We start from the raw sequence: 21,918 nt of genomic DNA, 5'->3' as shown, positions 1-21,918 counted from the left end.
CCTTGAGTGACAGCAGCGCCAAGGCAGCGCCGCTGCCCATTGTTCTGGCGGTATCGGGTGCCAGTGCCCAACCCCTTGCGGAGCGGGCTCTGCAGCTCTTGCTGCAGGCCGGGGAGTCTGTGGATCTGATCGTCAGCCGCGGTGCCATCGGCGTCTGGCAAGCGGAGCTGGGGGTGCGGGTGCCAAACGAGCCATCGGCCCAGGAGGCCTTCTGGCGGGAGCGCAGCGGCTGCAGCACCGGTGAACTGCGTTGCCACCGCTGGAACGACCAATCCGTGTCCATTGCCAGTGGAAGCCATCGCACCCGCGGGATGGTGATCCTGCCCTGTTCCATGGGGACCGTCGGCCGCATCGCCTCGGGGGTCGCCACTGACCTGATGGAGCGGTGCGCCGATGTCCATCTCAAGGAAGGAAGGCCGCTGGTGATCTGCCCGCGAGAAACCCCCTGGAACCTGATCCACCTACGCAACCTCACCGCCCTGGCGGAGGCGGGAGCACGGATCGCACCCCCAGCCCCAGCCTGGTATCACCAGCCGCAATCCCTCGACGAGATGGTGGACTTTTTGGTGATTCGCGTGTTCGATTGCCTCGGATATGAGCTTGGTCAGCTGCAGCGCTGGACCGGGCCGATCCAGCCCTGAGGCACTGCATCGCCCCTGTGTTGAAACGCATCCTGCTGCTGCCGCTGCTCTCGCCGCTCCTGGCGACCCTGGTCGTAGGGGGCCTGAACACCAAACCCGCAGTCACGGTGCGCGTCCTGACCTGGACCTCCCCAGCTCTGCCCCTGGGCCTCTGGTTGGCGGGAGCCTCCAGCCTGGGGGCCGGCCTCAGCGCTGCCGGCGCTGCCTTGGCCCTTCAAGGATCAGGCCCTCAAATCCTGCCCAGACGCTCGGTACGCCGCCGCCCTGACCCTGAGGCCAGAGAGGGCCGCCCCCCTTTCGAGAGCGAAGACTGGGCCTTTGAAGCAGAACCCGAGCGTCCCCCCAGCGCTTGGGCAGGACCCAGCCGCGCGGCAGCGGAACCTGCGCCCACCGTCTCCGTTCCCTTTCGCGTGATTCGGCGAAGTCAACAAAGTCCAAGCAAGGAGCCCGTCAGCGCTGCGGCAGCTCCGGTGAGCACCGCTGATCCAGACGATTGGGGCAACAGCAGCCCTGAGGACTGGTGAGCACTCCCTAAAGTTCACCAACGTCTGGATTGAGGCCTTCGCCGGTGACCGATTCCGCCAAACCCGCACCACAGGCGGCAGACACCAAGCCAGCCAAGCCCGCGAAGCCCCCAGCCCCAGAAGACAAACCCTTCGCTGACTTCGTCCCGAATCTGCTGATTCCAGCGCTGGCCAAGGAAATCGAGGCCTACGGCGGTCCCAACTGCAGCCTGAGCTTCGAGCAGGGCCCCATGCCTGTCGTCGGCAGCTCCTGCTGGCAGGTCAAAGGCACCCTGCCCAGCGGCCGTCGCTTCTGGCTCTGTTTCACCAGTGAGTCGATCAGCTCTGCCAAGACCATTGCCCTGGCAGAGGCCGGAAGTGAACCCAGCCTGCTGGAGTCATTCTTGATTGATGAGAAAAAAATGACTCAGGCGCTGCTGGTCTCCCGCTTGGTGCAACGGCTCAACGGTCAGAAATGGCTGGGGGCGAACTAAGCCTGCGAGTGATGAAGGCGGTCAACGGGCTGACACCGAAGCCGCTTACGATGGGATCTGCTCCGCTCAAGCTGCCCGATGGTGCCTCCCACCGCCGTTGCCTCATCTGACGCCGCAACAGCCATCGGCACGCCCAATGCACCGGCCACCAAAGATCCGGTCAAGGACACAATCCTGACTCCGCGGTTCTACACCACGGATTTCGAGGCCATGGCTGCCATGGACCTCAGCCCTAACGCCGATGAGCTGGAAGCCATCTGCGAGGAGTTCCGGAAGGACTACAACCGTCATCACTTCGTCCGCAACGAAGAGTTCGAAGGCGCCGCCGACAAGCTCGATCCCGAGACCCGCAAGGTCTTCGTCGAATTCCTCGAGCAGAGCTGCACCTCCGAGTTCTCCGGTTTTCTGCTCTACAAAGAGCTGAGCCGCCGGATCAAAGAGCGCAATCCCCTGCTGGCCGAGTGCTTCGCGCACATGGCCCGCGATGAGGCCCGCCACGCTGGCTTCCTGAACAAGTCCATGAGCGACTTCGGTCTGCAGCTGGACCTCGGTTTCCTCACCGCGAGCAAGGCCTACACCTACTTCAAGCCCGAATACATCTTCTACGCCACCTATCTGAGCGAGAAGATTGGCTACTGGCGCTATATCGCGATCTTCCGCCACCTCGAGAAGAACCCCGACAGCAAGATCTTCCCGATCTTCAACTTCTTTGAGAACTGGTGCCAAGACGAGAACCGTCATGGTGACTTCTTTGACGCCCTGATGAAGGCCCAGCCCAAGAGCGTCACGGGCCTGCGCGCCCGCCTCTGGTGCCGCTTCTTCCTGCTTGCTGTGTTCGCCACGATGTACGTGCGTGACGTGGCCCGTAAGGAGTTCTACGAAGCCCTCGGCCTCGACGCTCGCGAGTACGACAAGTACGTGATCGCCAAGACCAACGAGACCACCGCCCGGGTCTTCCCCGTGGTTCTGAACGTCGACCATCCCAAGTTCTACACGCGTCTTGAGCGCCTGGTGCGCAACAACGACAAACTCAGTGCCGCCGATCAGGGCAATGCTCCGGCTCCGCTCAAGGCCCTCCGCAAGCTGCCCTACTGGGCTGCAAACGCCGGCGAAATGGCCAAGCTGTTCTTCATGAATCCCATTCGCAGCGAGAACTACCAAGCCGCCGTGCGCTGATCCCTCCGTTCATCCGGAGTTCCCCCTCGGGGGAGAGGCCCTGGTCGCTTCGGCCAGGGCCTTCTTGCTAGGACCGTGATGGCCTGCAGCCGTCCATGCCCATCTGTCGACAACCCGCGTGATTGCCTCCATCCCGTCCCACGCAGAGCTGCTGCTCGGCCCCTTTGATCAGCGCTGGAGTCCCCGCCTCGAGTCCCTGTTGGCGATGGGCAAAGCCGCCGGAGCTGATCTCGTTGAGATCTTTCTTGAACGGACCGACCACATCGGGGTTCTCGCTGAACAGGACACGATCACCAGCGTCACTCCCGCCTTCGGCATGGGCGCAGGCATCCGGGTCTTCCGGGACCAGCGCGACGGCTTCGTCAGTACCAATGACCTCAGCGAAGCCGGACTATCCACAGCGCTCACCCAGGCCCTGGGAATGTTGGGGCTGGATGTCCAAGGGGCAGGACTGAGCGGGTTTGAGGGTTTACCGGCCCTCAGGGACTTTGCCCTGGACAAAGGTCTCTGGCTCAGCAGCTGTCCCGAGCTAACCGAGACCACCCAGAAACTGCTCGAAGGAACGGCCCAGCTGCAGCAAAAAGGCAAGCATCTGCAGGCACGCCGGGGCAGCTATGCCCGGGACTGGCAGGAAGTGATGGTGGCCGCCAGTGACGGCACCTTTGGACGGGACATCCGCCTCCATCAATCCGTGGGCCTCAATGTCCTGGCCGCCGATGGTGATCACCGCGCCGGGGTGGGGCGTCGGTACGGCACCTCTGATCGCCCGGACAATCTTCGCCAGTGGGATGTGGCCCAGGCCGCCGATGAGGTCTGCACGAGCGCCGGAAACATGCTCTATGCGGACTACGTCGAAGCCGGCCAGATGCCGGCGGTGCTCGCCAATCGCTTCGGCGGCGTGATCTTCCACGAGGCCTGCGGGCACCTGCTGGAAACCACCCAGGTGGAGCGCGGCACCACACCCTTCGCCGAGAAAGTGGGTGAACCCATCGCCCACGAGGCCGTGACGGCTATCGACGAGGGGCTGACCGGTGGCGCCTTTGGCTCCCTGTCCATGGATGACGAGGGGCTAGAAGCGCAGCGCACGGTGCTGATCGAGAACGGCGTCCTTCAGCGTTTCTTGAGCGACAGGGCTGGCGAACTGCGCACGGGCCATGCACGGACCGGCAGCGGCCGTCGCCAGAGCCACACCTTTGCGGCCGCCAGCCGCATGCGGAACACCTACATCGCAGCAGGCCCCCATCAACCGGAGGACCTCATTGCCTCGGTGGATCGCGGCCTCTACTGCAAATCCATGGGCGGCGGAAGTGTCGGCCCCACCGGTCAGTTCAACTTCGCGGTGGAAGAGGGCTACCTGATTGAGGACGGCAAGCTCACCAAACCGGTGAAGGGCGCCACCTTGATCGGCGAAGCCAAGGAAGTGATGCCTCGCATTTCCATGTGTGCCAACGATCTCGAGCTGGCAGCCGGCTTCTGCGGCTCCGTGAGCGGCAGCATCTTCGTGACCGTGGGGCAACCCCACATCAAGGTCGACTCCATCACCGTGGGGGGCCGCTGAAATGAGCAACACCAACCAAACCCTCAACGCCGAACAACTCCGGAGCCAACTGGAGGGAATCGCCAACGAACACGGCATCCGTCAGTGGGACCTCGGAGCGGCCTGCAGCACGGACACCTCCGTCCAAGTCGACCGCGGGGAACCCAAGCAGCTCAAGGGAGCCCAGCGCAGCTCGATCACGATCCGCGTCTGGAACGGCGATGGCCTGGTGGGCACCACCAGCACCTCCGATCTCTCCCCCAGTGGATTGGAACGCGCCCTCTCAGGAGCCCGAGACGCCGCTTCGTTCGGCAATGCCAGTGAGACCCCATCGTTCTCACCCCTGGCAACGGCTCCCCTGACAAGCCTGGATCAACCCCTGCATCAGCCCCAGGGCATCCTCAAGCTGCTTGAGCAGCTGAAGGTCGCTGAACGGGATCTTCTGGGACGTCATCAGGCCATCAGCACCGTTCCTTACAACGGCCTGGCCGAGCGCAGCAGCGAGCGGATCTACCTCAACAGCGACGGGGCCTGCCGCCAGCAGCAGATGACCACCGCCAGCATCTACCTCTATGCCCGAGCCGAGGAGAGCGGCCGCAAACCGCGCAGCTCCGGAGCCGTCCGTCTGGCCTACGGCGCCTCAGACCTCGACATTGCCGGCTGCATTGACGAGGCCGCCGAGCGAACCATCAGCCACCTGGATTACGCACCGGTGGAAACCGGTCGCTACACCTGTGTTCTCAGTCCTGAAGCCTTCCTGGATCTGGTCGGCGCCTTCAGCAACCTCTTCAACGCCCGCTCGGTGCTGGATGGAGTGAGCCTGAGCCAGAGGGACTCCATCGGCCAAAGCCTGGCGGTGCCCTTCCTCTCGATCCACGACAACGGGCTGCACCCGGGCAACATCGGCGCCTCCAACTTCGACGGCGAGGGAACCCCCACCCGCAAGCTGGCCCTGCTGGAGGGCGGAGTGCTGAAGAACTTCCTGCACTCCGAAGCCACAGCGCGCGCCTTTGGCGTTGAACCCACCGGCCATGCCGGCTTGGGCGCCAAGGTCTCCGTCGGTCCCGATTGGTTTGAGATTGGCCCCACCCCTGGCAGCGACGGAGGGCAGAGCGGCTTAGATCGCTTCAAGGCCGATCAGCCGATCATTTGGATCGACTCCCTCTCCGCCCTGCATGCGGGCGTCAAGGCCAGTCAAGGGTCCTTCTCCCTCCCCTTCGATGGTTGGTTGATCCAAGGCGGGGAAGCCCGTTCGATCGAAGCGGCCACCGTGGCTGGCGATATCCGTCAGGTGCTCAACGCCATCGTCGGCTTCGAAGGCGAAGCCAAGGTGACCCCCGACGGGCTTTGCCCGATGGTCTGGGTGGAGGGGCTCTCGATCACCGGCGAGGCCTAAACGCAAGCGATGCGGATCCTCTTCTGGGGTACTCCGGCCTATGCCGCCATCAGTCTCGATGCGCTGGTGGCAGCCGGACACCAACTCGTCGGGGTCGTCACCCAGCCGGACCGTCGGCGGGGGCGCGGCAAGGCGCTCGTGCCCTCACCAGTGAAGGTCCGGGCCACTGAACTCAAGATCCCCGTCTTCACCCCGGAGCGAATTCGAAAGGATCCCGAATGCCAACGGCAGCTGGCCGAACTAGGGGCTGATGTCTACATCGTGGTCGCCTTCGGCCAGATCCTTCCGCCGGAGGTGCTGCAGCAACCGCCCCTGGGCTGCTGGAACGGCCATGGATCCCTGCTCCCCCGCTGGCGCGGCGCCGGTCCAATTCAGTGGTCTCTGATCGAAGGCGACGCACAAACGGGTGTCGGGATCATGGCGATGGAGGAGGGACTCGATACCGGACCGGTGCTGCTTGAACGCGCCATCCCGATCGGTCTACTGGAGAACGCCCACCAACTGGCCGAACGGCTGGCACGGCTCACCGGAGAGCTTTTGGTGGAAGCTCTGCCCCTGATCGAGGCAGCTGGAGCGGGTCCTGAACAGGTCCGATTGGAGCGCTTAGGGGTTCGCAGCCAACCGGACGAGGGAATGACCTACGCCCGGATGCTTGTGAAAGAGGACTTCCAGCTGGATTGGACGGCTTCGGCCCTGGAGATCCACCGCAAGGTGATGGGGCTCTATCCCGGTGCAGCCAGCAGCTGGAAGGGCAAACGCCTCAAGGTGCTCTCCAGCGAACCCCTGATCAAGCGTCGATCTGGGGAACTGAGCCCGGAAGCCTCAGCACTGGCCGAGCGCTGGGGACTCAACCCAGGTGAGACCTCGACCCACACACCCGGAACCGTGCTGGAGTGCGTCGAGGCCACTGGCCTGGTGGTGGCCAGCTCAGGCTGTCCCCTCCTGATTCGAGAGGCCCAGCTGGAAGGGAAAAGCGCCAGTCAGGGAACCCAGCTGCTCCAGCAACTCGGGGCGGTCCCCGGCGATCGCCTCGGCGACTAGGCAACAAGGAACTGATAGGCGTCGTTGACCCGACGAAACGCTTCAGCCGCTCCGCCCACATCTGGATGGTGCTGTTTCACTAACCGGCGATGGGCCTGCTTAATGGCCTGCCTGGACGCCCCCCACTCCAACCCCAAGACCTGAAGAGCCGCCACCGTTCGGGCATCACGGCCACGAGGATCGGCTGAGCTCCCCGGCTTGCTCTGGCGATCCGTGTGGCGCTGATCACTGCGGGTCCTGCGATCGCCACCCCTGCTCTGGCCCTGCCGCTGACGCAGCTCCAGCACGACACGCTGGGGATCGTCATCGAGCCACTCGATCGCGCTCACGCCATAGAGGGCAAAAGCCGCCAATACGGCACAGCGCCTCTTATTGACAGGGCTTGGGATCGCCGCGAACAGGTCCCGGCCAAGTCCGGGCACCAGGTGATCCAGGCGCTGCTGCAGCGTCAGCTGCGGCAGAAAACTACTGCGGTTCAGCTGCTCAATGAGCTGCTCCAATCCCGCCAGGCGCAAAACAGACCAGCCCTTCTGCTCCGCCAGGGCCACTCCCCAACGCTCCACCTGGGCAGCACACACAAGCGGGTCGGGCTCTGCGGGTTCCTGCCATCGCCAGCGCTGCCGGCTCGGTTCAGGCCTTTGGCGGAGCGACTCCAACTGCCGGCGCAGCTGACGCACCTCCCGCCTCAGGGCCTCGTTCTCTTGGAGCAGCGCATCGACGTTGCTGGTGACCCGCTGCTGGGGCCGAGGCTCTGCGGACCAGCGCCTGGGATCAAATCCCACGCAAGATCAGCCGCGGCGCGAGGACGAGCGTGCCGCTGGGCGCCCTCCGCGGCTTGCCCCACTCCGCCCCCCTCCAGGACGTCCTGAGGAAGGGCCACGACTGGACCCACCGCGATTGGAGCGGCCGCGCCCACCACTGAGATCCAAGGGAGGTGCCGAGAGCACCGTGGGCTCAAAGCCCGGGATCTCCTGCTTCGGCAATTTCTTGCCCGTGAGGCGTTCAATCGCCCGCAACAGCTCGTGCTCCTCAGCGGCCACCAAGGAAACGGCATGGCCACTGTGGCCAGCCCGGCCTGTGCGGCCGATGCGGTGGACGTAATCCTCTGCCTGGTTCGGCAGATCGAGGTTCACCACATGGGGGAGCTGGTGAATATCGATGCCGCGGGCGGCGATGTCGGTGGCCACCAAAACCCGCAACTCGCCGCTCTTAAAGCCAGCCAGGGCACGGGTGCGGGCCCCTTGGCTCTTGTTGCCATGGATCGCGGCAGCCGCCATGCCCTCAGCACTCAAGCGTTCGGCAACGCGATTGGCTCCATGCTTCGTGCGGGAGAAGACCAGCACCTGCTGCCAGTCATTGCTGGCAATCAGGTGGCAGAGCAGATCAGCCTTACGCCCCATGTCGCAGGGGTGAAGGATGTGCTCGACCGTGGTCGCCGTTCGGTTCTCAGGGGTGACCTGAAGTTGGACGGGCTCATGCAGCAGGCCCGTTGCCAGCCTGCGAATCGAGGATTCGAAGGTGGCGGAGAACAGCAGGTTTTGGCGCTTGGGGGGAAGCAAGCGCAGAATTTTTTGAATGTCGCGGATGAAGCCCATATCGAGCATCCGATCGGCTTCATCGAGCACCAGGATTTCGACGCGATCGAGGCTGATCGCCCCCTGCTGCACCAGATCCATCAAGCGGCCAGGCGTCGCCACCAGCACATCGGCTCCGGCCTGCAGGCGCGTGATCTGGGGATTGATCTTCACCCCGCCAAAGACCACATCGGAACGCAGGTCCAGGTTCCTCGAATAGGCCTTGACGTTGTCGGCCACCTGAGCCGCCAGCTCGCGAGTTGGGGTCAGGACCAAAGCCCGGACAATCCGTCCCCGGGCATGGGGACCATGGCGCAGCCGCTCCAGCATCGGCAGGGTGAACCCAGCGGTTTTGCCCGTGCCGGTTTGGGCAGCCGCCATCACATCCCGACCCGCCAACACAGCCGGGATGCACTGCTGCTGAATCGATGAGGGCTGGCTGTAGCCCTTTTGCAGCACGGCCTCAACGATCGGCCGACCCAGCCCGAGCGCCGTAAAGGGGGACGCCGCGAGCTGCTCCTCATCCACAGGCGGCAGGGCCACGGCAGGCGCCGCCGCGGCAGCGCCTGCCGTAGGCAACCGCTTCACCGGAGCCGGCCGGCTCCGACGCCGGGGAGAACGATCGGGGGAGGAGATAAGCAAACCTCACGAAGCTTCACCCTACGGCTCAGGACTCGGTGTACAGCTGCCTGGCCTGCTCGAGGCTGAGCTGCACCTCCGCATCACTAAGAACCGAGGCTTCCGGCCAGTGCTGATCCAGCCATTGGCGGAGCAGCGGGAGTTCCTGCAGAAAAAAGCTCTCCTGGGCCGCCAGGACCCGAAATTTCAAGAACTCCAGCAGGCGAGCCCGCAAGCGGGCGACCGGAATCAACTGGCAACGGGCAGGATCCACAGCCAACTCCAGGGCTGAGCCCACCGTCAGCTCTGGCAGCCACGGTGCCAACAGCTCCAGGCGGCCGTCCCGTTGGAAATGGCGGACCTTGGTCTCCGGATGGGGGTAGTAGATCCACCCCTCGAGCTGCTTGCCTGAGCTCTGGCGGAGGAGAACACGCCAGAAGGAAAAGGTCTCTGGCGGATGCAGTGGCGTCAATTCCAACTGCTCAAAACACCAGTCGGGCTGACGCAACGCCCAGCGACAGCCAGGGAAATCAAGATTGATCGTCCCCTGGACGCAACCGGAGAGGTCCAATCCCCCCTGCAGAAAGTAAGGAGACTGAAGAGCAATGGTGCCGGCGGGATAGGGGCTGTCGCTCGACGATCCCGAAGCCACCCCATGGCCAGCGGCCACGATTCCCCGGTGCCAGGTCCAGTCCATCAACTCTCGCTGCGCAAACTGTGGTGAGCGCAGCGCTCACAGGGACCCGCAGGCAAAACCGCGCAACGAAGCAGCGGAGAGCGGGCATTGAATTGACAACTGGGGTCGCCAATCACCCAGCGCCCCTGCCACCACCGGGCATCCACCGGGCGACGTTGGGCCTTGACCTGAAGGGCGATCGAGCTGAGCTCATAGCGGCCGTCCCGCAGCTGATAGCGGTGATGGCGCTGCAGCACCAGATAACTCCGTTCAGGCAGCTCTAGCCAGCGCCCGGGATGGGGCACATCCTCCAGTTCGAGTCGATCGATCAGTTGGTTACTGCCGGCCTGACGCAGTTCAACGCGCATCGGCCTTAACCCTCCACTTCCTCAGCCAAGGGCTCGCTGTTGCGCTTAGAGAACCCCCAAGCGAACAGCAGGGCCACGATCCCAAGCAGCCCCCATTCAGGAGGAACGAATTGGGGCGCCGAAAGGCGAAGGAGCAAGCGGATGCCCACCAGACCGACCGCCAGATAGCCCGCTGATTCGAGATGGCGGTAGACCTCGAGCCAACGGATAAAGAGCCCGGAGGTCAGCCGCAGGGCCACCACCCCCAAGACCCCACCGGTCATGACCAACAGCAGGTTGTCGCTGACGGCCACCGCGGCAGCAACGCTGTCGAGCGAGAAGGCCAAGTCCGTCAACGCCAGGGTGACCACCACCCCCGAGAGCCCCTTCTGGGCCACCTCTGCGCTGGGTTCATTACCTTGGCCCTGCTCCTCCTTCGCCTGAGAGTCGCCCGGCCTCAAGTTGGTGACGCAAAGCCACAGGAGATAGCCCGCCGCCAGCATCTGCAGCGGCCAGAAGTCCAGGACCCACCGGGCCGCCGCGATCAACACCAAGCGGAACACCAGAGCAAGCCCCAGGCCCAGGTTCAGGGCCTGGGCTTGCAGTTTCGGGTCATGCAGCCGGCGAGAGATCGCCGCCAGGGCAATCGCGTTGTCAGCCGAGAGGACCGCCTCGAGGGCCACCAGCAGCGGCAAGAGCAGCAGCAACTCACCCCACTGATCGGCCGCTTGGATCAGGGGTGAGAGGGATGGAATTGACTCCGCTTCCATTCAGTTGCTGCAGAGGATTCCAAGGCCAGCCAGTGTAGAAACGCGGAACCGAGATCCAGAGCATGGAGAGCAGCCTGTCCTTTCGGGCGCGTCTGGTGCACGCCGAGGCCGGCAAGCGCGTGGTTCAGCTCAGCGCCTGGCAGGGTTCCAGCTGCCTGGGCAGTGCCCTGGGGGAAGCGGAGAGTGCCGAGCTCGCGGAGGAGAGAGCCCTCGAGAGGCTGCAAGCTCGCCTGAATCAACCCCCTGCCCAGCAGCACCAGCCTCCGAATCCGCCACCGCAGCCCGAGGCCCCCGTGCGGCACCCCGTCGTGCGGCGCCCCCCTGCTGAGGACTCAGCCGAAGCGATCCAGGCGCAAGCTCCAACTGCTGAGACGATTCAGCCGAGCCTGCCCCAGGCACAATCCCAACCCGAAGCGCCTGCTGTTACCGCTGAACCGCATGAACCCGCCGCCGACCCTGAGGACTGGAGCGACGAACTCGCTGAAATCGACATCCAGCTCAAACGACTGGGGTGGGACAGGAACCAAGAGGGGACCTATCTGCAGCGGGCCTTCGGCCACCCCAGCCGCAACCGAATCACCAACTACACCGACCTGGCGGCCTATGTCCGCAGCCTGAGGGACCTCAAGCCCAGCACTGACCCAGCCGCAGCCTCGATTCCCCTGCGGCGGCGCGATCTACTTAGCCAAAGCGATGACTTGCTCGCTGCCTTGCAGTGGGATGCCAACCGCGGCCGGCAGGCCCTTGAGCAGCAGTTCAAACTCAGCAGCCGTCAGCAATTGAGTGATGAGCAGCTGTTGGAGTTCAACATGCAACTGGAAGATACCCTTGCAAAGGCGTCATGAAGCCGCCTGCAGACAGCAGTTTGAGGGTGACCTTAAAACCGTAACAGGAGTAATAACAGGAGTATCTAGGCAAGAGGAGTCATCAGCCAGCTCGGATCTGCAGGGTTTTGCATTGACCGTGATCGGAACGCGAACCCAGCTCTCCTTTCGGCGCCAGGAGGGAGGAGCAGTGATGACACCCCGCCCCTCTCAGCTCAAAAACGAGACCGGGGGATGGGGGAGATGAGTGGCTAGGTGACTACCGAATACGGGCTGAGAAATTTTTACTGAGGATTGGAAGCCTGCTGACGGAGATGCCAAAACTTGGTAGCGCGGGTGCTTTGGGAGCAGCCGAAACGACAAGCAAAAAGCCAGTCAGACACTAGTTCCAGCCAGTCTAAACGGGCTGTATTAGCGACAAAGTAGCGACAAACGTCAAGTCCTTACTGCCGGAAGCTGCCAGGATTGACTAGATGCTCAAGCGCAGATGGCAAAAGACAAGCCCAAAAGCGAACTGAACATCGTCCTTGGCGGTGTAGCAATCACGTTCCTGATACTTGGGGGGATCGGAGCCTGCATCAAATCGGAGGAGAGGGTGCCTTGCTCCGAGCGAAGCCTGCTAAACCGCTGCCCCTCTCCTGGATCAAGTGGTGGGTACGACAACAGAGGAAAGGATGGCTCCGGGATGTTTGGTCGCGAGTACCAGTGACAGAGCGCCGAATAAATCCTTGATCGGCTTACACCTAAACACTGGCTCAGTAGCAAGGACGCCTTGGGAATAAGCGTACCGAGAAGCAGAAACCCGTCCTTCACAAGATCCGGAGTTAGCCTCGTCAACGCGGAATGAGCAGCATGGGACGAATATCGAAAGCGGCTACCGCCGCAGCTTGCGCAATAGCCGTAGCGGCATCGGACGCACCAGCATTCGCGAACTATCCCGAGAACTATTCGATTAGTGAAAGCTATACCAAGTCACTGCAAGCCTTTAGCGCATACCTTTGCGCAAAAGAATTCTACGATCCCGGCAATAAAGACCTGGCATGGGAGTACAGAAATCTATGGATGAAAGCCCTAAAACTTAGCGAACCTGAATACACCAAGGCAATTAAATATGAGAAATTTATCGATGACGCTCGGCTATGGTTTGGAAAGAACCCTAGCCAATATTGCAATAATGAAAAGAAGATCAAGGCATGGCGGTTGGCACAGCCGCTTTTGAAAAAACCCAGAAAAGGGCAAGTCAGCCAAGGCAACGCACACGAAAAATGCCTTGACGCCAAAGACTATGAAGGTTGCATAAGGGTGGTCGAATCAAGACGAACGAACTCAGCCAGCAGAAATGACTGCAAGCCTGACGGCCGCTGCGTAATCAAATTTCCAGGGAAAGACATCTTCGGGTTGAAGCAGCCAGTTGGATGGCTTTACTACGAAACAGAAGAGGGAGATCGAGTCAACTACTTCAGTCCGACGGTGTACCGGGTTCCGCACAAAAACCAAGGGTACAGATACCTTGCCAGGCCAGAGATTGTTCGCTTCTACCGAAACCCCGAAGCGGGCAGCAGTGGAAGCTTTATTGGCGGAGGCTCAGCATCGACAGACTGCGTTGATCTTGGCGGATCAATTAGCTGCAGTACGACTTCCTCACCAGGTACATACATTCCCGGAAGAAGCGCAACTCCTGGAGGGGTAAGATCCATGCGCTTCACGAGAGTTGTTGACTGCAAAGATGAGACTTATGCAAGCTACAAGAGAAGAGATGAAACAAGAACTAGCTACGGCTGGCTGCCAGCGAGCGAAAGCTCCTGGAGCCTGGAGATAATTGAGGAGTTTTGCCCAAAAGCGAGAACACTTCCAACCCTAAAGATGAAGCTATAACTGGAATCGATCGACTTTGGCAGTGAAAAGGAATTTGAGCTGCTGCTGGCTACGAACAAACCGCTTGCGCTGAGGACTGTCGTAGTCCCGTTCAATCAGCTCAAGCGTCGGCGGTTCTACATGCCAGCCCGCTGCAATCCGCTCCTGTATTTCCTGCTCGCTCATACGTCGATGACGTTGTTGCCTTCCATGGCGTCCAACGCGTCTTTGATCTGCTGAAGCTCCCGGCGCTGTTCACGCTCAATGACACCCGTCTGCAGAATCTTGAACGCTTCGGAAATCGCCGAAACTGCTGTGTAGCCCTTGATTTTTGGATCAAGACCAGCGTCTATGAAAGGGTTGGCTAGCAGTTAAGCCCGCAGACAATTGCTTTGTCCATGTATAGTTACCTTAACTCTTGGCAAGAGTAATGAGTGTTGAAGAGTTAAGTAACGAACTCGACTGGCCTTGCTACTTGGTTCTTGACCAGGAGACAAACAAGGACAACATCCGCGTCTGCTGTGGGAAATATATTATTAGACCAGACCGATGCCCCTACTACCCTTACTGGATAACGATTTCATGCATTGAACATGATGCTGGTGTTATTGACTCCCTTTTTCGCGAGATCATTAAAGACTGGGAGTCCTACAGAGTCCCCATTCCTCAGTTACCAATAGAAGAGGAAACTCATGTTGATCCGCAATTCAGGAATATGCTTCAGAACCAATTAAACAAAAAATGGAAAGATGTCTTCAATCCTCCCCCTGAAGCATTAGAGGCTGTCAAGAAGCGGATTGACACCATGCAGGAAGAGAGAAGAAAAGAGCTGATAAGCATACAGTCGGAAAAGCGAGCCTTAGAGTCAGAGCAACGGTTGAAACGCCAAGCCAAAGCTAGGCGTGATGGCAAGATCTCACGAAACTCGTTCCTTATAGCTGCTGTCACTTGGGGTGTAGCCATGCTTGCTGGCCAGCACTTCTTGACTTCTGTAGTAATAGGATATATAGCTTTCATAATCTATTACAATTACTGCTATCGCAATGACAGGTTTACTGACTAAGAAAAATATTTGCAATAGCCATGAGTTGATGATCAAAATCTTTCAATCTTAAATCCTTTCCATGTCTGTCCGCCTGATCTAGAGCGATGTCATTCAATCGAGACCTTTCAGTGTTCGTATTAAAAGCCGGAGGAGTTCTTCTTGTCTTTTCTATTTGCCTTCTTCCAGTAACCCTGGTCGCACGGCATCAGTTAAAGCAGTGGGATGTAGAAAAGTGTGACTCGGTGCTTGGTAAGGATATCCGGGAGTCATATTCGGCTCGGCAGCCACTACGTCTTCAGTATCGCCTATCGGAAAATGCGGCATGTGTGAAGTCGGCCGATAAAAACTCAAAAGGTGAAAGCTGGTGGTTTACCCATTTTTCACTGGTCGTGGTGGCCGTATTTATCCTGTTATTCCTTGGTCAGCTCAGGTAGTCAGCAGATATTAGAAGTCTTCCTGCTTATCTAGCTATTACCCTTTAGGACTGCTGGCTCTATGCCTGTAGCTATATCCGGTAGATCCAGCAAGTCCGAGTTAAGGATTTCGTTTTAAGATTCATTGTTTATTGTCATCCTTCAACGCTCTGGGCAGTACTCTCAGGCAGAGCTAGATCTTAACTCTAGAGTATGGAAGAGCCTCTCATTCCGGTAAAAGTCATGCTTCCAGCATGCATTGATAAAAAGCTTGAGAGCATAATGGAACAGCTTGGGTTGCGATCAAAGAGCTGTCTTATCGAGCGACTTCTTCGAGAGGTTTTTGAGGATGTCGATGATGATCAGGTAGGCGAAGCGGATTGACTCTTCGTACTTCTCTTATCGCCATCTCCTGTCTACCTTTTGAACTAGATGCACGTTCGAGCCTTCACTGCTGAGCACAAGCTACAAGACGCTGAGGACCTGTACCTGAAAGCTGTATATCGCTTTCGAAGAGCGGAGAAGAGTCAGTCGCGGGACTACAGGCCTGCGAGGTGTGAGATGAATAGGCTTGAGGCTGAACTATTTCGGCTTCGTCTGTCTATCTATAGTAAAGATCCATGCTTCACAAAGAAAAGGAAAAAGATCGATCAATCCTTCTCTCGTTGCCCTCAACCCGTATGGGATAGCAAGCTTTGGACTTGTTAGTGTGCCTCCTCACTTATTAACGCCTCCAGACTTACGGCTACCTGATAAAGGCTTTCTATCTTTGCCGCGAGAGCTAATCGCTCATTGAGATTATGAACTTGTTCAATCTCGTCTTCATAAGCGTGAATCCTTCGAAGTACTTGTTCAAGCTGCTTGCTCTGATATTTTAATCCCTGCAGTCTGTATCGATTTTTCCTGATTCCTGTGAAGGCTTGCCACCAAGATCGAATCCATAAAGATATTGATGGTGGACACTGTCCAAGTTCTATGTGCATGGCTCGTGCTCGAGACATATTTGGGAAATGGTCTTATGCTGACTTCCTTCGTCTAGAATAATACTAATTGGTAAATGACGGTTTCGCACTCTCGTTAATGCTGGATCTTAATCCTTCGGGGCGGTTTGCATCTTGTCTAGAAGACTTGAAATCTATTGCCATTCCACGTCACGCACGCTGGGACCCTGTGGGCTTGATGTCTGTTAGAAGCTATGTCGGACAGCGGCTAGCTGAACTAGGCGAGGTTGAGGAGCACCGGTTCTTTAGCGGAACTGACGAAGGCATCAATTTCATCTTGAAGCTGCCTGGAAGGAATTACATGCGGAGACCGCTGCTAATCGGAGCCCACTACGACGGCCCTCTCCACTCGGTTGGAGCTGATGACAATGCCAGCGGAATGGCAGCGCTACTTGAACTCGGCAGACGGTGGAAACAGAAGCCACCTCGTAGACCTGTTTGGTTAGTGGCTTTCGATCAAGAGGAATGGGGCATGCTTGGCAGTGAGGCTCTAGCTAGGAAGCTGAATGCTGACAAACAGCGTCTCAAGCTGATGGTGAGCCTGGAGATGCTGGCTTTCACATCAGAGACTCAGCGTTACCCACATCCAGCAATGAGCAGGATCTACGGAAATCGTGGTGACTTCATTGCACTGGTCGCGAATGCCAGGGCTGGCCTGATGCTGCCAGGTCTTGCCCATCGAATGGGCCAGCACGTCAGAACAAAAGTTTTGCCCGTTCCAAGGGCCGGAAGGGATGTGCCTGATGTTCGGCTTAGCGATCACAGTCCCTTCTGGGACCATGGCTACAACGCTTTGATGGTGACGGACACCTCATTCATGAGGAATCCGAACTACCACCAGATGAGCGACACGACTGATTCTCTTGATCTTCGCTTCTACTCCAGCGTTATTGATGGCTTGGAGGAATCGCTGTCTACTCTCTAAGAGGCATCCACTCCGTTCTTGTTTAGGATATCATCGAGAAGACAGCCTGATTATTCTCATTACCTTCATGGAAAATGACTTATTCCCTGTTCAGATCAAGCTTTCTCCTGCTATCAATGGAAAGATCGAGTCCATCATGATGGAACTCGGTTTGCAATCTAAGGGTGCTGTGATTGAGCGCATTCTTGCTGAGGTCTTCGAGGAGGACAATAACTAGCCTGTTGACACAGTGGATAAGATTCGCTTGAAACAAGTCATATGGGTGCGCCGTTTCCTGCCGCTGCTGATTGGCGTGGCACTAATGATGCTCACTGGATGCGTGGACAAAAGGGAGCTATGCGCTCAGGCAAATGTTGGTAACCTCTCCGATGACGAAGTTGAAGAAATATATGAAAAGCTAGGCATCAAGAAGCCATATAGCGCAACTACTATTCTTAGACTTCAGACAGAACAGACTAGGCAGACGAACGAACTGAGGATTGAGCGTTACTGTGAGTTCCACAAGAATTGAGCAAACCGTCAACAGATGGTGCTCATTCATTTCGTTTTTTGCCTGCCGTCACGTATAGAAGTCGAGGACAAGAATGTCTTTTACTGCTTCGGAGTCTAATAAAGCTCCATTGAGATGGCTTGCAGGAAGCATTCTCAGGGGCTCAGTAGACAGACTCAGCACAACAGCTAGACAGCCAAGCCCACTCAGGCAGGCAGCAAGAAGCGTGGTGCGATCAGGGCCGACACAACTGGTGCAGAAAGGGAGTGTGTCGGCTGCCTGACTCTTTGGATTACTTCTTAATCTCGATTATCCACTCCCCAGCCATCGACCTTGCGTCTTTTGCCTGTCCGCAACTCAGCAGTGTGTCGATGCGTTCTTTGGCTGATCCTGAGATCTGACCAGACCTCCAATAGCGGATGTATGGATGCTGGTTTGCAGCTTGGTTCTTTTTGTTCATGCGTATGTGCGAGATGCGTACTTCCATTGATCAAGAGCTTCAGAGATGTGGCTCAGGGTGTACTCAATCGTTTTGAGCGACTCCATCGCCTCATTGGAGTGCTGGATAGATGACCAGTTGATTGTTTGAGCCAGCCGAACAAATTGCTCTATTAGTTCTGCCGTGCTTGGTTCATCGGTGTCCTCGGCTGCTTGTAGTTCAGTTAGCTGTTTGGAGGTTGTCTCCAGACGGCTGTGTTCTCCTTCGACCACTTCTTTGCATTTTGGAAACGCCTGTCTGATCTCGGCTAGCCGTTTAACCGGCATCGGCAGTTGCCCCGCGCTGAAGTGAAAGTCTCTGTAGCTGACTTCTTTTTTGACCGCAGCCAAACCCTCGGCAGACATTCGACTCAACTCATAAATATGAGATGGAGTGAGAGTCTTAAACCATTTCTGCTCATCTTTGTCTGAGTGTCGACTTGTCAGCCAATCAGCTGTTGCAACGAGCTTGTGCGCGTTGTTCCGCTTGAACCCGACCGCTTCGACCATTTGCTGAACCTGTTTGCGTAACCGCTTAGACCGCCAACCGTATTGGTTGTCATCATCAAAGCGGTGATGCTTATCCAGGTATTTGGCTTCGTTGAAGACTGCTATGGCTAGTCGAAGACCGGCTGAGGCTGCATTTCGTTGGAGAACTGCTGTCTCAGCTGCAAACTTAAGTAGTTCTTGTGCTGTCTGTTCTCCGATCTCTTCCAGTATTCGGTTCAGGCTAGGACTCATTCGTTGGTCTGGAGTCCCCTCGCTATCTACTGGCGCTATTAAGTGTCTTAGGTTGATTTGTGTTGACATATGAAATCTCCACACGTGTGGATTATTGAGTGATAGTGATTCCCACCTACTGGTATCTCGTCCTGGTAGATGGTGTGTCTTTCGAGTTTGTCAGTCCCTATCTATGTATTGCTATTTGAGTTCGGAGCCTGATCCCGACGGGGCGTTTAGATCCGAAAGTTCTTAGTTGTCTATATGAGTCTAGGTTTTAGCGGCAAACTTTCTCCCTCCGTAAGCGGTACTGATTGCGCAGCTCATCCTGTATAGGGCACTGGTTACGGAGTTCTTCCTGTATACATAGCTGATTGTATTTCCTCCTATACATAGCTGGTTGCATGTTTGTCCTTGTGTAGGGAGCTGTTTGCCGCGCCTTTCCCTGTAAACGGTACTGGTTACAGCCTTCCCCTTATGGATGGGGCACCTCCTTCTTGTACAGAGGTAGTTCCCCTTATTCATCCGACACCTCCCTTATGCATCCGACACCCCTCTTGTATACATGGCCCACCTCTTCTGAAATCTCCCTTAGCAGGAGTTCTCTTGCATAGGGCACTGGTTGCCAGCCCTTCGAGAATCGCTTACAAGGGGCTCTAGGAGACTGTCTGCAGAGATGACATCTAAGCAGGTTTATTGCTCGCCCTGAAGCCTTCTAGACGCCTCTAAGGGCTATGTGATTTGTGTGATGGTGACTCGCGAGGCTCGTGGCGCCATAGCGAATCTGCCTATTGAATTGCGTGCAGCGGTGACTGCCCCATAAGGCTAGGCAGATCTGGTTATTGGAAGCGGTTCGGTTCACCGACCATTCATTTCTTCTTCTCGCGTCCGCCTTCTTTTTCTTGATCCTCTTTGAGCTGAATGCTTGCTAGGAGTGCATTTCCAGCTTGTTCCAGTTCCACGACTCGCCATGCGTCATCAAACTGCTCCCACAGATCCTTTGCCAGCATTGATTTATGGTTGTAGTAATCGATACGTTCTTTGATCTGTTTCAGCTGTTTAACCTTCCGTTCGAGGCTTCTATCCCGCCGAGCCTGCTTCTCTAGATCTCTGATTAAGAACGCGTCGGGTTTGGGCGTCTCGCCAGCGACGAGGACTTTCAGGAGATACCAGAACCCTTTGAAGCCATCAATGTCCGAGTCGCTCATTTCTAATCAGCCATCAGCTGCCATCGCTCTTTCGTGGCTTGTCAAGACAACTTGACTTTTCAGGGAGTCACTCGGAGTCTGCAGTGTGTGCTTGTTAGTCAACATCTCGGCTAAGTACTCCCACACTTTGGATTGCTCTTGTTGAAGCAGGTCGTCGGAGTAATCGCCATAACCCTCGCTGGTACGGCTGGACTGGCTGGCTCGATGTCCGAACAGCTCATCAGCTACTCCCATCGCTATGCCACACCGACGCTGCAGTGTTTTGTAGGTATGGCGAGTGCTGTGAATGACAAGCTTTTCGTCATAAGTGCTTAGTGATCTGATCTCCTTTCGCAGGATCCGCATAAGTGTGTTCTGAGAACGAGCAAATGGGAGGACTGTCGCGACGTATTCCATTGCTCGTCTATCAAGTGGAATTCTTCGGTGACTGTTGGTCGTCTTTGGCTTCCAATTCTTCCCTTGCTTGACGGTGGGATTGATGACAATAATGTCCCCATCAAGGTGCTTCTGCGGGTCTCTACTCCAGAGCTCACCAACCCTCAGCCCTGTTCCAAACAGGAGATACCAAAGGCCTGGGTGATCTGTTATGGAGAACAGTTCCTTGATCTCAGAGTGCGAGAAAGATCTGTAGGAGTCATCAACCGTGGCTGTGACAGCGAAGTCAACGAGCTGAAACGGATTGCTCTCAAGCTTCACCGCATCTTCGAGTATCCCGATCTTTATCAAGGTCTGAAGCATGCCCATTCGTGACTGAATGGTCTTACCGCTCAGTGTTGTCTCGTTCCTGAAGTACTGAAGAAGCTGCTTGCAAGCAGAACGAGTGAGAAGGTCTGGGTAAGCAGCAAAGGGCTTGATTGCTTGTGTGCCCTGCTTCAACTCAAACAGAGCAGCCTTTGATGGCGGCTCTCCCTTTTTCCGAGTCCGTGCCTTGGCGTAGACATCGATGAGTTCTTCCCACGTAAGAGCCATCGCATCGCCAGTTTTCAGAGCTGCGGCGACCAGCCCGAACTCAGCATCCGCATGCTCTCGGTCTTGTGTCAGAACTGCAGCGAGCTCAGAAGCAGTTAGAGGCACCTCATACCCGTCTTTGTCGAGGGTGACTCCCCCTTGCCTGCACTGCTGGACCTGGTCAGCGAGCGATGGATTGATCAGAGCCTGAAGCTCTCGCCGCAACTGCTCCATAACTGGTCCCCACAGAACCAGTGCTCTGGCGTAGTCAGCGGTTCCAAGAGACCGCCACAGCTCGCTCTTACCTGCCCTTCTGCGTTGGGCCTTCGGGACCGTGAGGCAAGCAAACCAGTTGTCGCCGCTGTTGCTCTTCTTACGTGGCCCGGAAAGACGACGCCCCATCCCGATAACAGCAGTAGTAACAGGAGTACCTGGCAGCTAAGATCCCATTCATTATGTTAGCAACTGGGTTTTGGTCATGCATGGTGTCCAACATGCAGCTGGAAACCACCCTCATTGGCTCCGGCAGTGGCGAGCCAGCAGCTCCCACCCCAGGTTGAGCTGCTCCTGGTTGGCGTAGGCCTCCTCCTCCAGCAACCGCTGCTCCCGTGAGGCCTTGGCATAGAGGGGCTGCTGCAAGTGGCGACGACCTGACGCGCTCAGGCTGCGGCTCAGGCCCAGCAACCGCGGCCTGGCGTAGAGCGATCCGCCTTTGCAGCTCTGGGCCACATGGATCGCTTCGTGGTTTAGGACCCGCGCGAAATTGACCGTCCCCTTGGAGGCGACATCCGGACGCAGGCGCAACTCACCGCGACGCGGATTCCACTCACCGGCTGCTCCCTGTTGCTTGGGTTGCCGCACCACCAGCACCACGCCGCTGCGCTCCAGCTGCTCTAAGAGCAATGCAATCGCCTCGCGCTCGTTCCGGTAGCTGGGCGGATGGGCCATCAGCTTCCGCAACTGCACCGTGGACAACGGCTTCTCCCCAAGCCGGCGCCGGTAGGTAATCCGCTGGCCCCCGCCTGGGAGGCGCTCCACCCTCGGCCGCCAGAGCTGATCCGCCCGATCCAGCCGATCAAACAAGGGCCGCTGGCTGGAGGCTGTCAGTTGCCAATTGAGGGGCAAGGCCAAGGGCGCCTCAGCATCGGTGCTGCTGGCCTGGGCCACGTCCTCCTGGAGCGGCTCGGCGTCACGCTGCAGCCAACTCAAGCCAGCGCCGGCCAGGAGAAGAACCGCCAAC

Annotated in this window: 23 protein-coding genes; 13 read left to right on the top strand and 10 right to left on the bottom strand. The window is 57.9% G+C overall.

Translation table 11 applies throughout. The features are described 5' to 3' along the window. The first annotated feature begins 2 nt into the window (after positions 1 to 2). The 7 genes from ACLM42_RS04060 to fmt all read left to right on the top strand — a co-directional run bounded on the left by ACLM42_RS04060 (position 3) and on the right by fmt (position 6,788). A complete protein-coding gene (locus tag ACLM42_RS04060; RefSeq protein ID WP_247911172.1) occupies positions 3 to 641 on the top strand; it encodes a flavin prenyltransferase UbiX in 639 nt (212 codons plus the stop codon). A gap of 20 nt (positions 642 to 661) precedes the next feature. Beyond that, positions 662 to 1,165, top strand: coding sequence for a hypothetical protein (locus ACLM42_RS04055; protein ID WP_247911173.1), 504 nt, complete (start codon positions 662 to 664; stop codon positions 1,163 to 1,165). A gap of 44 nt (positions 1,166 to 1,209) precedes the next feature. Beyond that, positions 1,210 to 1,638, top strand: a complete 429-nt coding sequence (locus ACLM42_RS04050) for a DUF2996 domain-containing protein (protein WP_415399827.1) — start codon at positions 1,210 to 1,212, stop codon at positions 1,636 to 1,638. 78 nt (positions 1,639 to 1,716) lie between these two features. Then, the gene (gene acsF / locus ACLM42_RS04045) at positions 1,717 to 2,814 is read left to right on the top strand and encodes a magnesium-protoporphyrin IX monomethyl ester (oxidative) cyclase (RefSeq protein WP_247911175.1); all 1,098 of its coding nucleotides are present in this window, start codon (positions 1,717 to 1,719) and stop codon (positions 2,812 to 2,814) included. A gap of 205 nt (positions 2,815 to 3,019) precedes the next feature. After that, a complete protein-coding gene (locus ACLM42_RS04040; protein ID WP_247911929.1) occupies positions 3,020 to 4,372 on the top strand; it encodes a TldD/PmbA family protein in 1,353 nt (450 codons plus the stop codon). Position 4,373: 1 nt separating this feature from the next. Next, entirely contained in the window at positions 4,374 to 5,747 is a 1,374-nt protein-coding gene (locus ACLM42_RS04035; protein ID WP_415399826.1) for a TldD/PmbA family protein, read from the top strand. A gap of 9 nt (positions 5,748 to 5,756) precedes the next feature. After that, entirely contained in the window at positions 5,757 to 6,788 is a 1,032-nt protein-coding gene (gene fmt, locus ACLM42_RS04030; protein ID WP_415399825.1) for a methionyl-tRNA formyltransferase, read from the top strand. Here the strand turns inward: fmt and ACLM42_RS04025 are convergent. The 5 genes from ACLM42_RS04025 to ACLM42_RS04005 all read right to left on the bottom strand — a co-directional run bounded on the left by ACLM42_RS04025 (position 6,785) and on the right by ACLM42_RS04005 (position 10,773). Further along, on the bottom strand, positions 6,785 to 7,570 hold the full coding sequence (locus ACLM42_RS04025) for a DnaJ domain-containing protein (protein ID WP_415399824.1): 786 nt from the start codon (positions 7,568 to 7,570) through the stop codon (positions 6,785 to 6,787). The two genes, fmt and ACLM42_RS04025, sit on opposite strands and share 4 nt — an antisense overlap. Positions 7,571 to 7,576: 6 nt before the next feature. Next, entirely contained in the window at positions 7,577 to 8,821 is a 1,245-nt protein-coding gene (locus ACLM42_RS04020; protein ID WP_247911930.1) for a DEAD/DEAH box helicase, read from the bottom strand. 208 nt (positions 8,822 to 9,029) lie between these two features. Beyond that, positions 9,030 to 9,677, bottom strand: coding sequence for a hypothetical protein (locus tag ACLM42_RS04015; RefSeq protein WP_415399823.1), 648 nt, complete (start codon positions 9,675 to 9,677; stop codon positions 9,030 to 9,032). After that, complete coding sequence (locus tag ACLM42_RS04010) at positions 9,677 to 10,024, bottom strand: DUF6464 family protein (RefSeq protein ID WP_415399822.1); 348 nt, start codon at positions 10,022 to 10,024, stop codon at positions 9,677 to 9,679. The genes ACLM42_RS04015 and ACLM42_RS04010 overlap by 1 nt, the downstream gene beginning before the upstream one ends. Positions 10,025 to 10,029: 5 nt before the next feature. Beyond that, positions 10,030 to 10,773 carry a TerC family protein gene (locus ACLM42_RS04005; RefSeq protein WP_415399821.1) on the bottom strand — a complete coding sequence of 248 codons (744 nt, stop codon included), beginning with the start codon at positions 10,771 to 10,773 and terminating at the stop codon, positions 10,030 to 10,032. A 62-nt stretch (positions 10,774 to 10,835) separates the two neighbouring features. Here ACLM42_RS04005 and ACLM42_RS04000 point away from each other — a divergent pair, with 62 nt between their 5' ends. Next, entirely contained in the window at positions 10,836 to 11,618 is a 783-nt protein-coding gene (locus ACLM42_RS04000; protein ID WP_415399820.1) for a hypothetical protein, read from the top strand. Positions 11,619 to 12,440: 822 nt separating this feature from the next. Beyond that, positions 12,441 to 13,472, top strand: a complete 1,032-nt coding sequence (locus tag ACLM42_RS03995; RefSeq protein ID WP_415399819.1) for a hypothetical protein — start codon at positions 12,441 to 12,443, stop codon at positions 13,470 to 13,472. On the opposite strand, the gene ACLM42_RS03990 is transcribed toward ACLM42_RS03995, so the two are convergent. After that, on the bottom strand, positions 13,467 to 13,637 hold the full coding sequence (locus ACLM42_RS03990) for a hypothetical protein (RefSeq protein ID WP_415399818.1): 171 nt from the start codon (positions 13,635 to 13,637) through the stop codon (positions 13,467 to 13,469). The two genes, ACLM42_RS03995 and ACLM42_RS03990, sit on opposite strands and share 6 nt — an antisense overlap. Positions 13,638 to 13,881: 244 nt before the next feature. Between ACLM42_RS03990 and ACLM42_RS03985 the strand changes: the two genes are divergently transcribed. The 4 genes from ACLM42_RS03985 to ACLM42_RS03970 all read left to right on the top strand — a co-directional run bounded on the left by ACLM42_RS03985 (position 13,882) and on the right by ACLM42_RS03970 (position 17,346). Continuing rightward, the gene (locus ACLM42_RS03985) at positions 13,882 to 14,514 is read left to right on the top strand and encodes a hypothetical protein (RefSeq protein WP_415399817.1); all 633 of its coding nucleotides are present in this window, start codon (positions 13,882 to 13,884) and stop codon (positions 14,512 to 14,514) included. 608 nt (positions 14,515 to 15,122) lie between these two features. Then, the gene (locus ACLM42_RS03980) at positions 15,123 to 15,293 is read left to right on the top strand and encodes a hypothetical protein (RefSeq protein WP_415399816.1); all 171 of its coding nucleotides are present in this window, start codon (positions 15,123 to 15,125) and stop codon (positions 15,291 to 15,293) included. 795 nt (positions 15,294 to 16,088) lie between these two features. After that, complete coding sequence (locus tag ACLM42_RS03975; RefSeq protein WP_415399815.1) at positions 16,089 to 16,835, top strand: M20/M25/M40 family metallo-hydrolase; 747 nt, start codon at positions 16,089 to 16,091, stop codon at positions 16,833 to 16,835. Positions 16,836 to 17,097: 262 nt separating this feature from the next. Next, a complete protein-coding gene (locus tag ACLM42_RS03970) occupies positions 17,098 to 17,346 on the top strand; it encodes a hypothetical protein (RefSeq protein ID WP_415399814.1) in 249 nt (82 codons plus the stop codon). Positions 17,347 to 17,781: 435 nt separating this feature from the next. Here ACLM42_RS03970 and ACLM42_RS03965 read toward each other — a convergent pair whose 3' ends face one another. The 4 genes from ACLM42_RS03965 to ACLM42_RS03950 all read right to left on the bottom strand — a co-directional run bounded on the left by ACLM42_RS03965 (position 17,782) and on the right by ACLM42_RS03950 (position 21,917). Beyond that, positions 17,782 to 18,543 carry a hypothetical protein gene (locus ACLM42_RS03965; RefSeq protein ID WP_415399813.1) on the bottom strand — a complete coding sequence of 254 codons (762 nt, stop codon included), beginning with the start codon at positions 18,541 to 18,543 and terminating at the stop codon, positions 17,782 to 17,784. Between the two features lie 848 nt (positions 18,544 to 19,391). Then, positions 19,392 to 19,730: a hypothetical protein gene (locus tag ACLM42_RS03960; RefSeq protein WP_415399812.1), complete on the bottom strand. Its 339-nt coding sequence runs from the start codon at positions 19,728 to 19,730 to the stop codon at positions 19,392 to 19,394. Between the two features lie 6 nt (positions 19,731 to 19,736). Further along, complete coding sequence (locus ACLM42_RS03955; protein WP_415399811.1) at positions 19,737 to 21,080, bottom strand: hypothetical protein; 1,344 nt, start codon at positions 21,078 to 21,080, stop codon at positions 19,737 to 19,739. 111 nt (positions 21,081 to 21,191) lie between these two features. After that, a complete protein-coding gene (locus tag ACLM42_RS03950; protein WP_415399810.1) occupies positions 21,192 to 21,917 on the bottom strand; it encodes a hypothetical protein in 726 nt (241 codons plus the stop codon). Position 21,918 lies beyond the last annotated feature (1 nt).

The organism is Synechococcus sp. W4D4 (assembly GCF_047716805.1).
Lineage (GTDB): Bacteria > Cyanobacteriota > Cyanobacteriia > PCC-6307 > Cyanobiaceae > Vulcanococcus.
Note: the sequence above shows the minus strand (reverse complement) of the source record. Positions and strands in the feature narration are given on the sequence as shown.

Excerpts from the sequence above, each read along its gene's own strand:
- acsF (WP_247911175.1), top strand. The coding sequence starts at position 1,717 with ATGGTGCCTCCCACCGCCGTTGCCTCATCTGACGCCGCAACAGCCATC.
- ACLM42_RS04040 (WP_247911929.1), top strand. The coding sequence starts at position 3,020 with ATGGGCAAAGCCGCCGGAGCTGATCTCGTTGAGATCTTTCTTGAACGG.
- ACLM42_RS04035 (WP_415399826.1), top strand. The coding sequence starts at position 4,374 with ATGAGCAACACCAACCAAACCCTCAACGCCGAACAACTCCGGAGCCAA.
- fmt (WP_415399825.1), top strand. The coding sequence starts at position 5,757 with ATGCGGATCCTCTTCTGGGGTACTCCGGCCTATGCCGCCATCAGTCTC.
- ACLM42_RS04015 (WP_415399823.1), bottom strand. The coding sequence starts at position 9,677 with ATGGACTGGACCTGGCACCGGGGAATCGTGGCCGCTGGCCATGGGGTG.
- ACLM42_RS04010 (WP_415399822.1), bottom strand. The coding sequence starts at position 10,024 with ATGCGCGTTGAACTGCGTCAGGCCGGCAGTAACCAACTGATCGATCGA.
- ACLM42_RS04005 (WP_415399821.1), bottom strand. The coding sequence starts at position 10,773 with ATGGAAGCGGAGTCAATTCCATCCCTCTCACCCCTGATCCAAGCGGCC.
- ACLM42_RS04000 (WP_415399820.1), top strand. The coding sequence starts at position 10,836 with ATGGAGAGCAGCCTGTCCTTTCGGGCGCGTCTGGTGCACGCCGAGGCC.
- ACLM42_RS03995 (WP_415399819.1), top strand. The coding sequence starts at position 12,441 with ATGAGCAGCATGGGACGAATATCGAAAGCGGCTACCGCCGCAGCTTGC.
- ACLM42_RS03990 (WP_415399818.1), bottom strand. The coding sequence starts at position 13,637 with ATGAGCGAGCAGGAAATACAGGAGCGGATTGCAGCGGGCTGGCATGTA.
- ACLM42_RS03985 (WP_415399817.1), top strand. The coding sequence starts at position 13,882 with ATGAGTGTTGAAGAGTTAAGTAACGAACTCGACTGGCCTTGCTACTTG.
- ACLM42_RS03980 (WP_415399816.1), top strand. The coding sequence starts at position 15,123 with ATGGAAGAGCCTCTCATTCCGGTAAAAGTCATGCTTCCAGCATGCATT.
- ACLM42_RS03975 (WP_415399815.1), top strand. The coding sequence starts at position 16,089 with ATGTCTGTTAGAAGCTATGTCGGACAGCGGCTAGCTGAACTAGGCGAG.
- ACLM42_RS03965 (WP_415399813.1), bottom strand. The coding sequence starts at position 18,543 with ATGAGTCCTAGCCTGAACCGAATACTGGAAGAGATCGGAGAACAGACA.
- ACLM42_RS03960 (WP_415399812.1), bottom strand. The coding sequence starts at position 19,730 with ATGAGCGACTCGGACATTGATGGCTTCAAAGGGTTCTGGTATCTCCTG.
- ACLM42_RS03955 (WP_415399811.1), bottom strand. The coding sequence starts at position 21,080 with ATGGGGCGTCGTCTTTCCGGGCCACGTAAGAAGAGCAACAGCGGCGAC.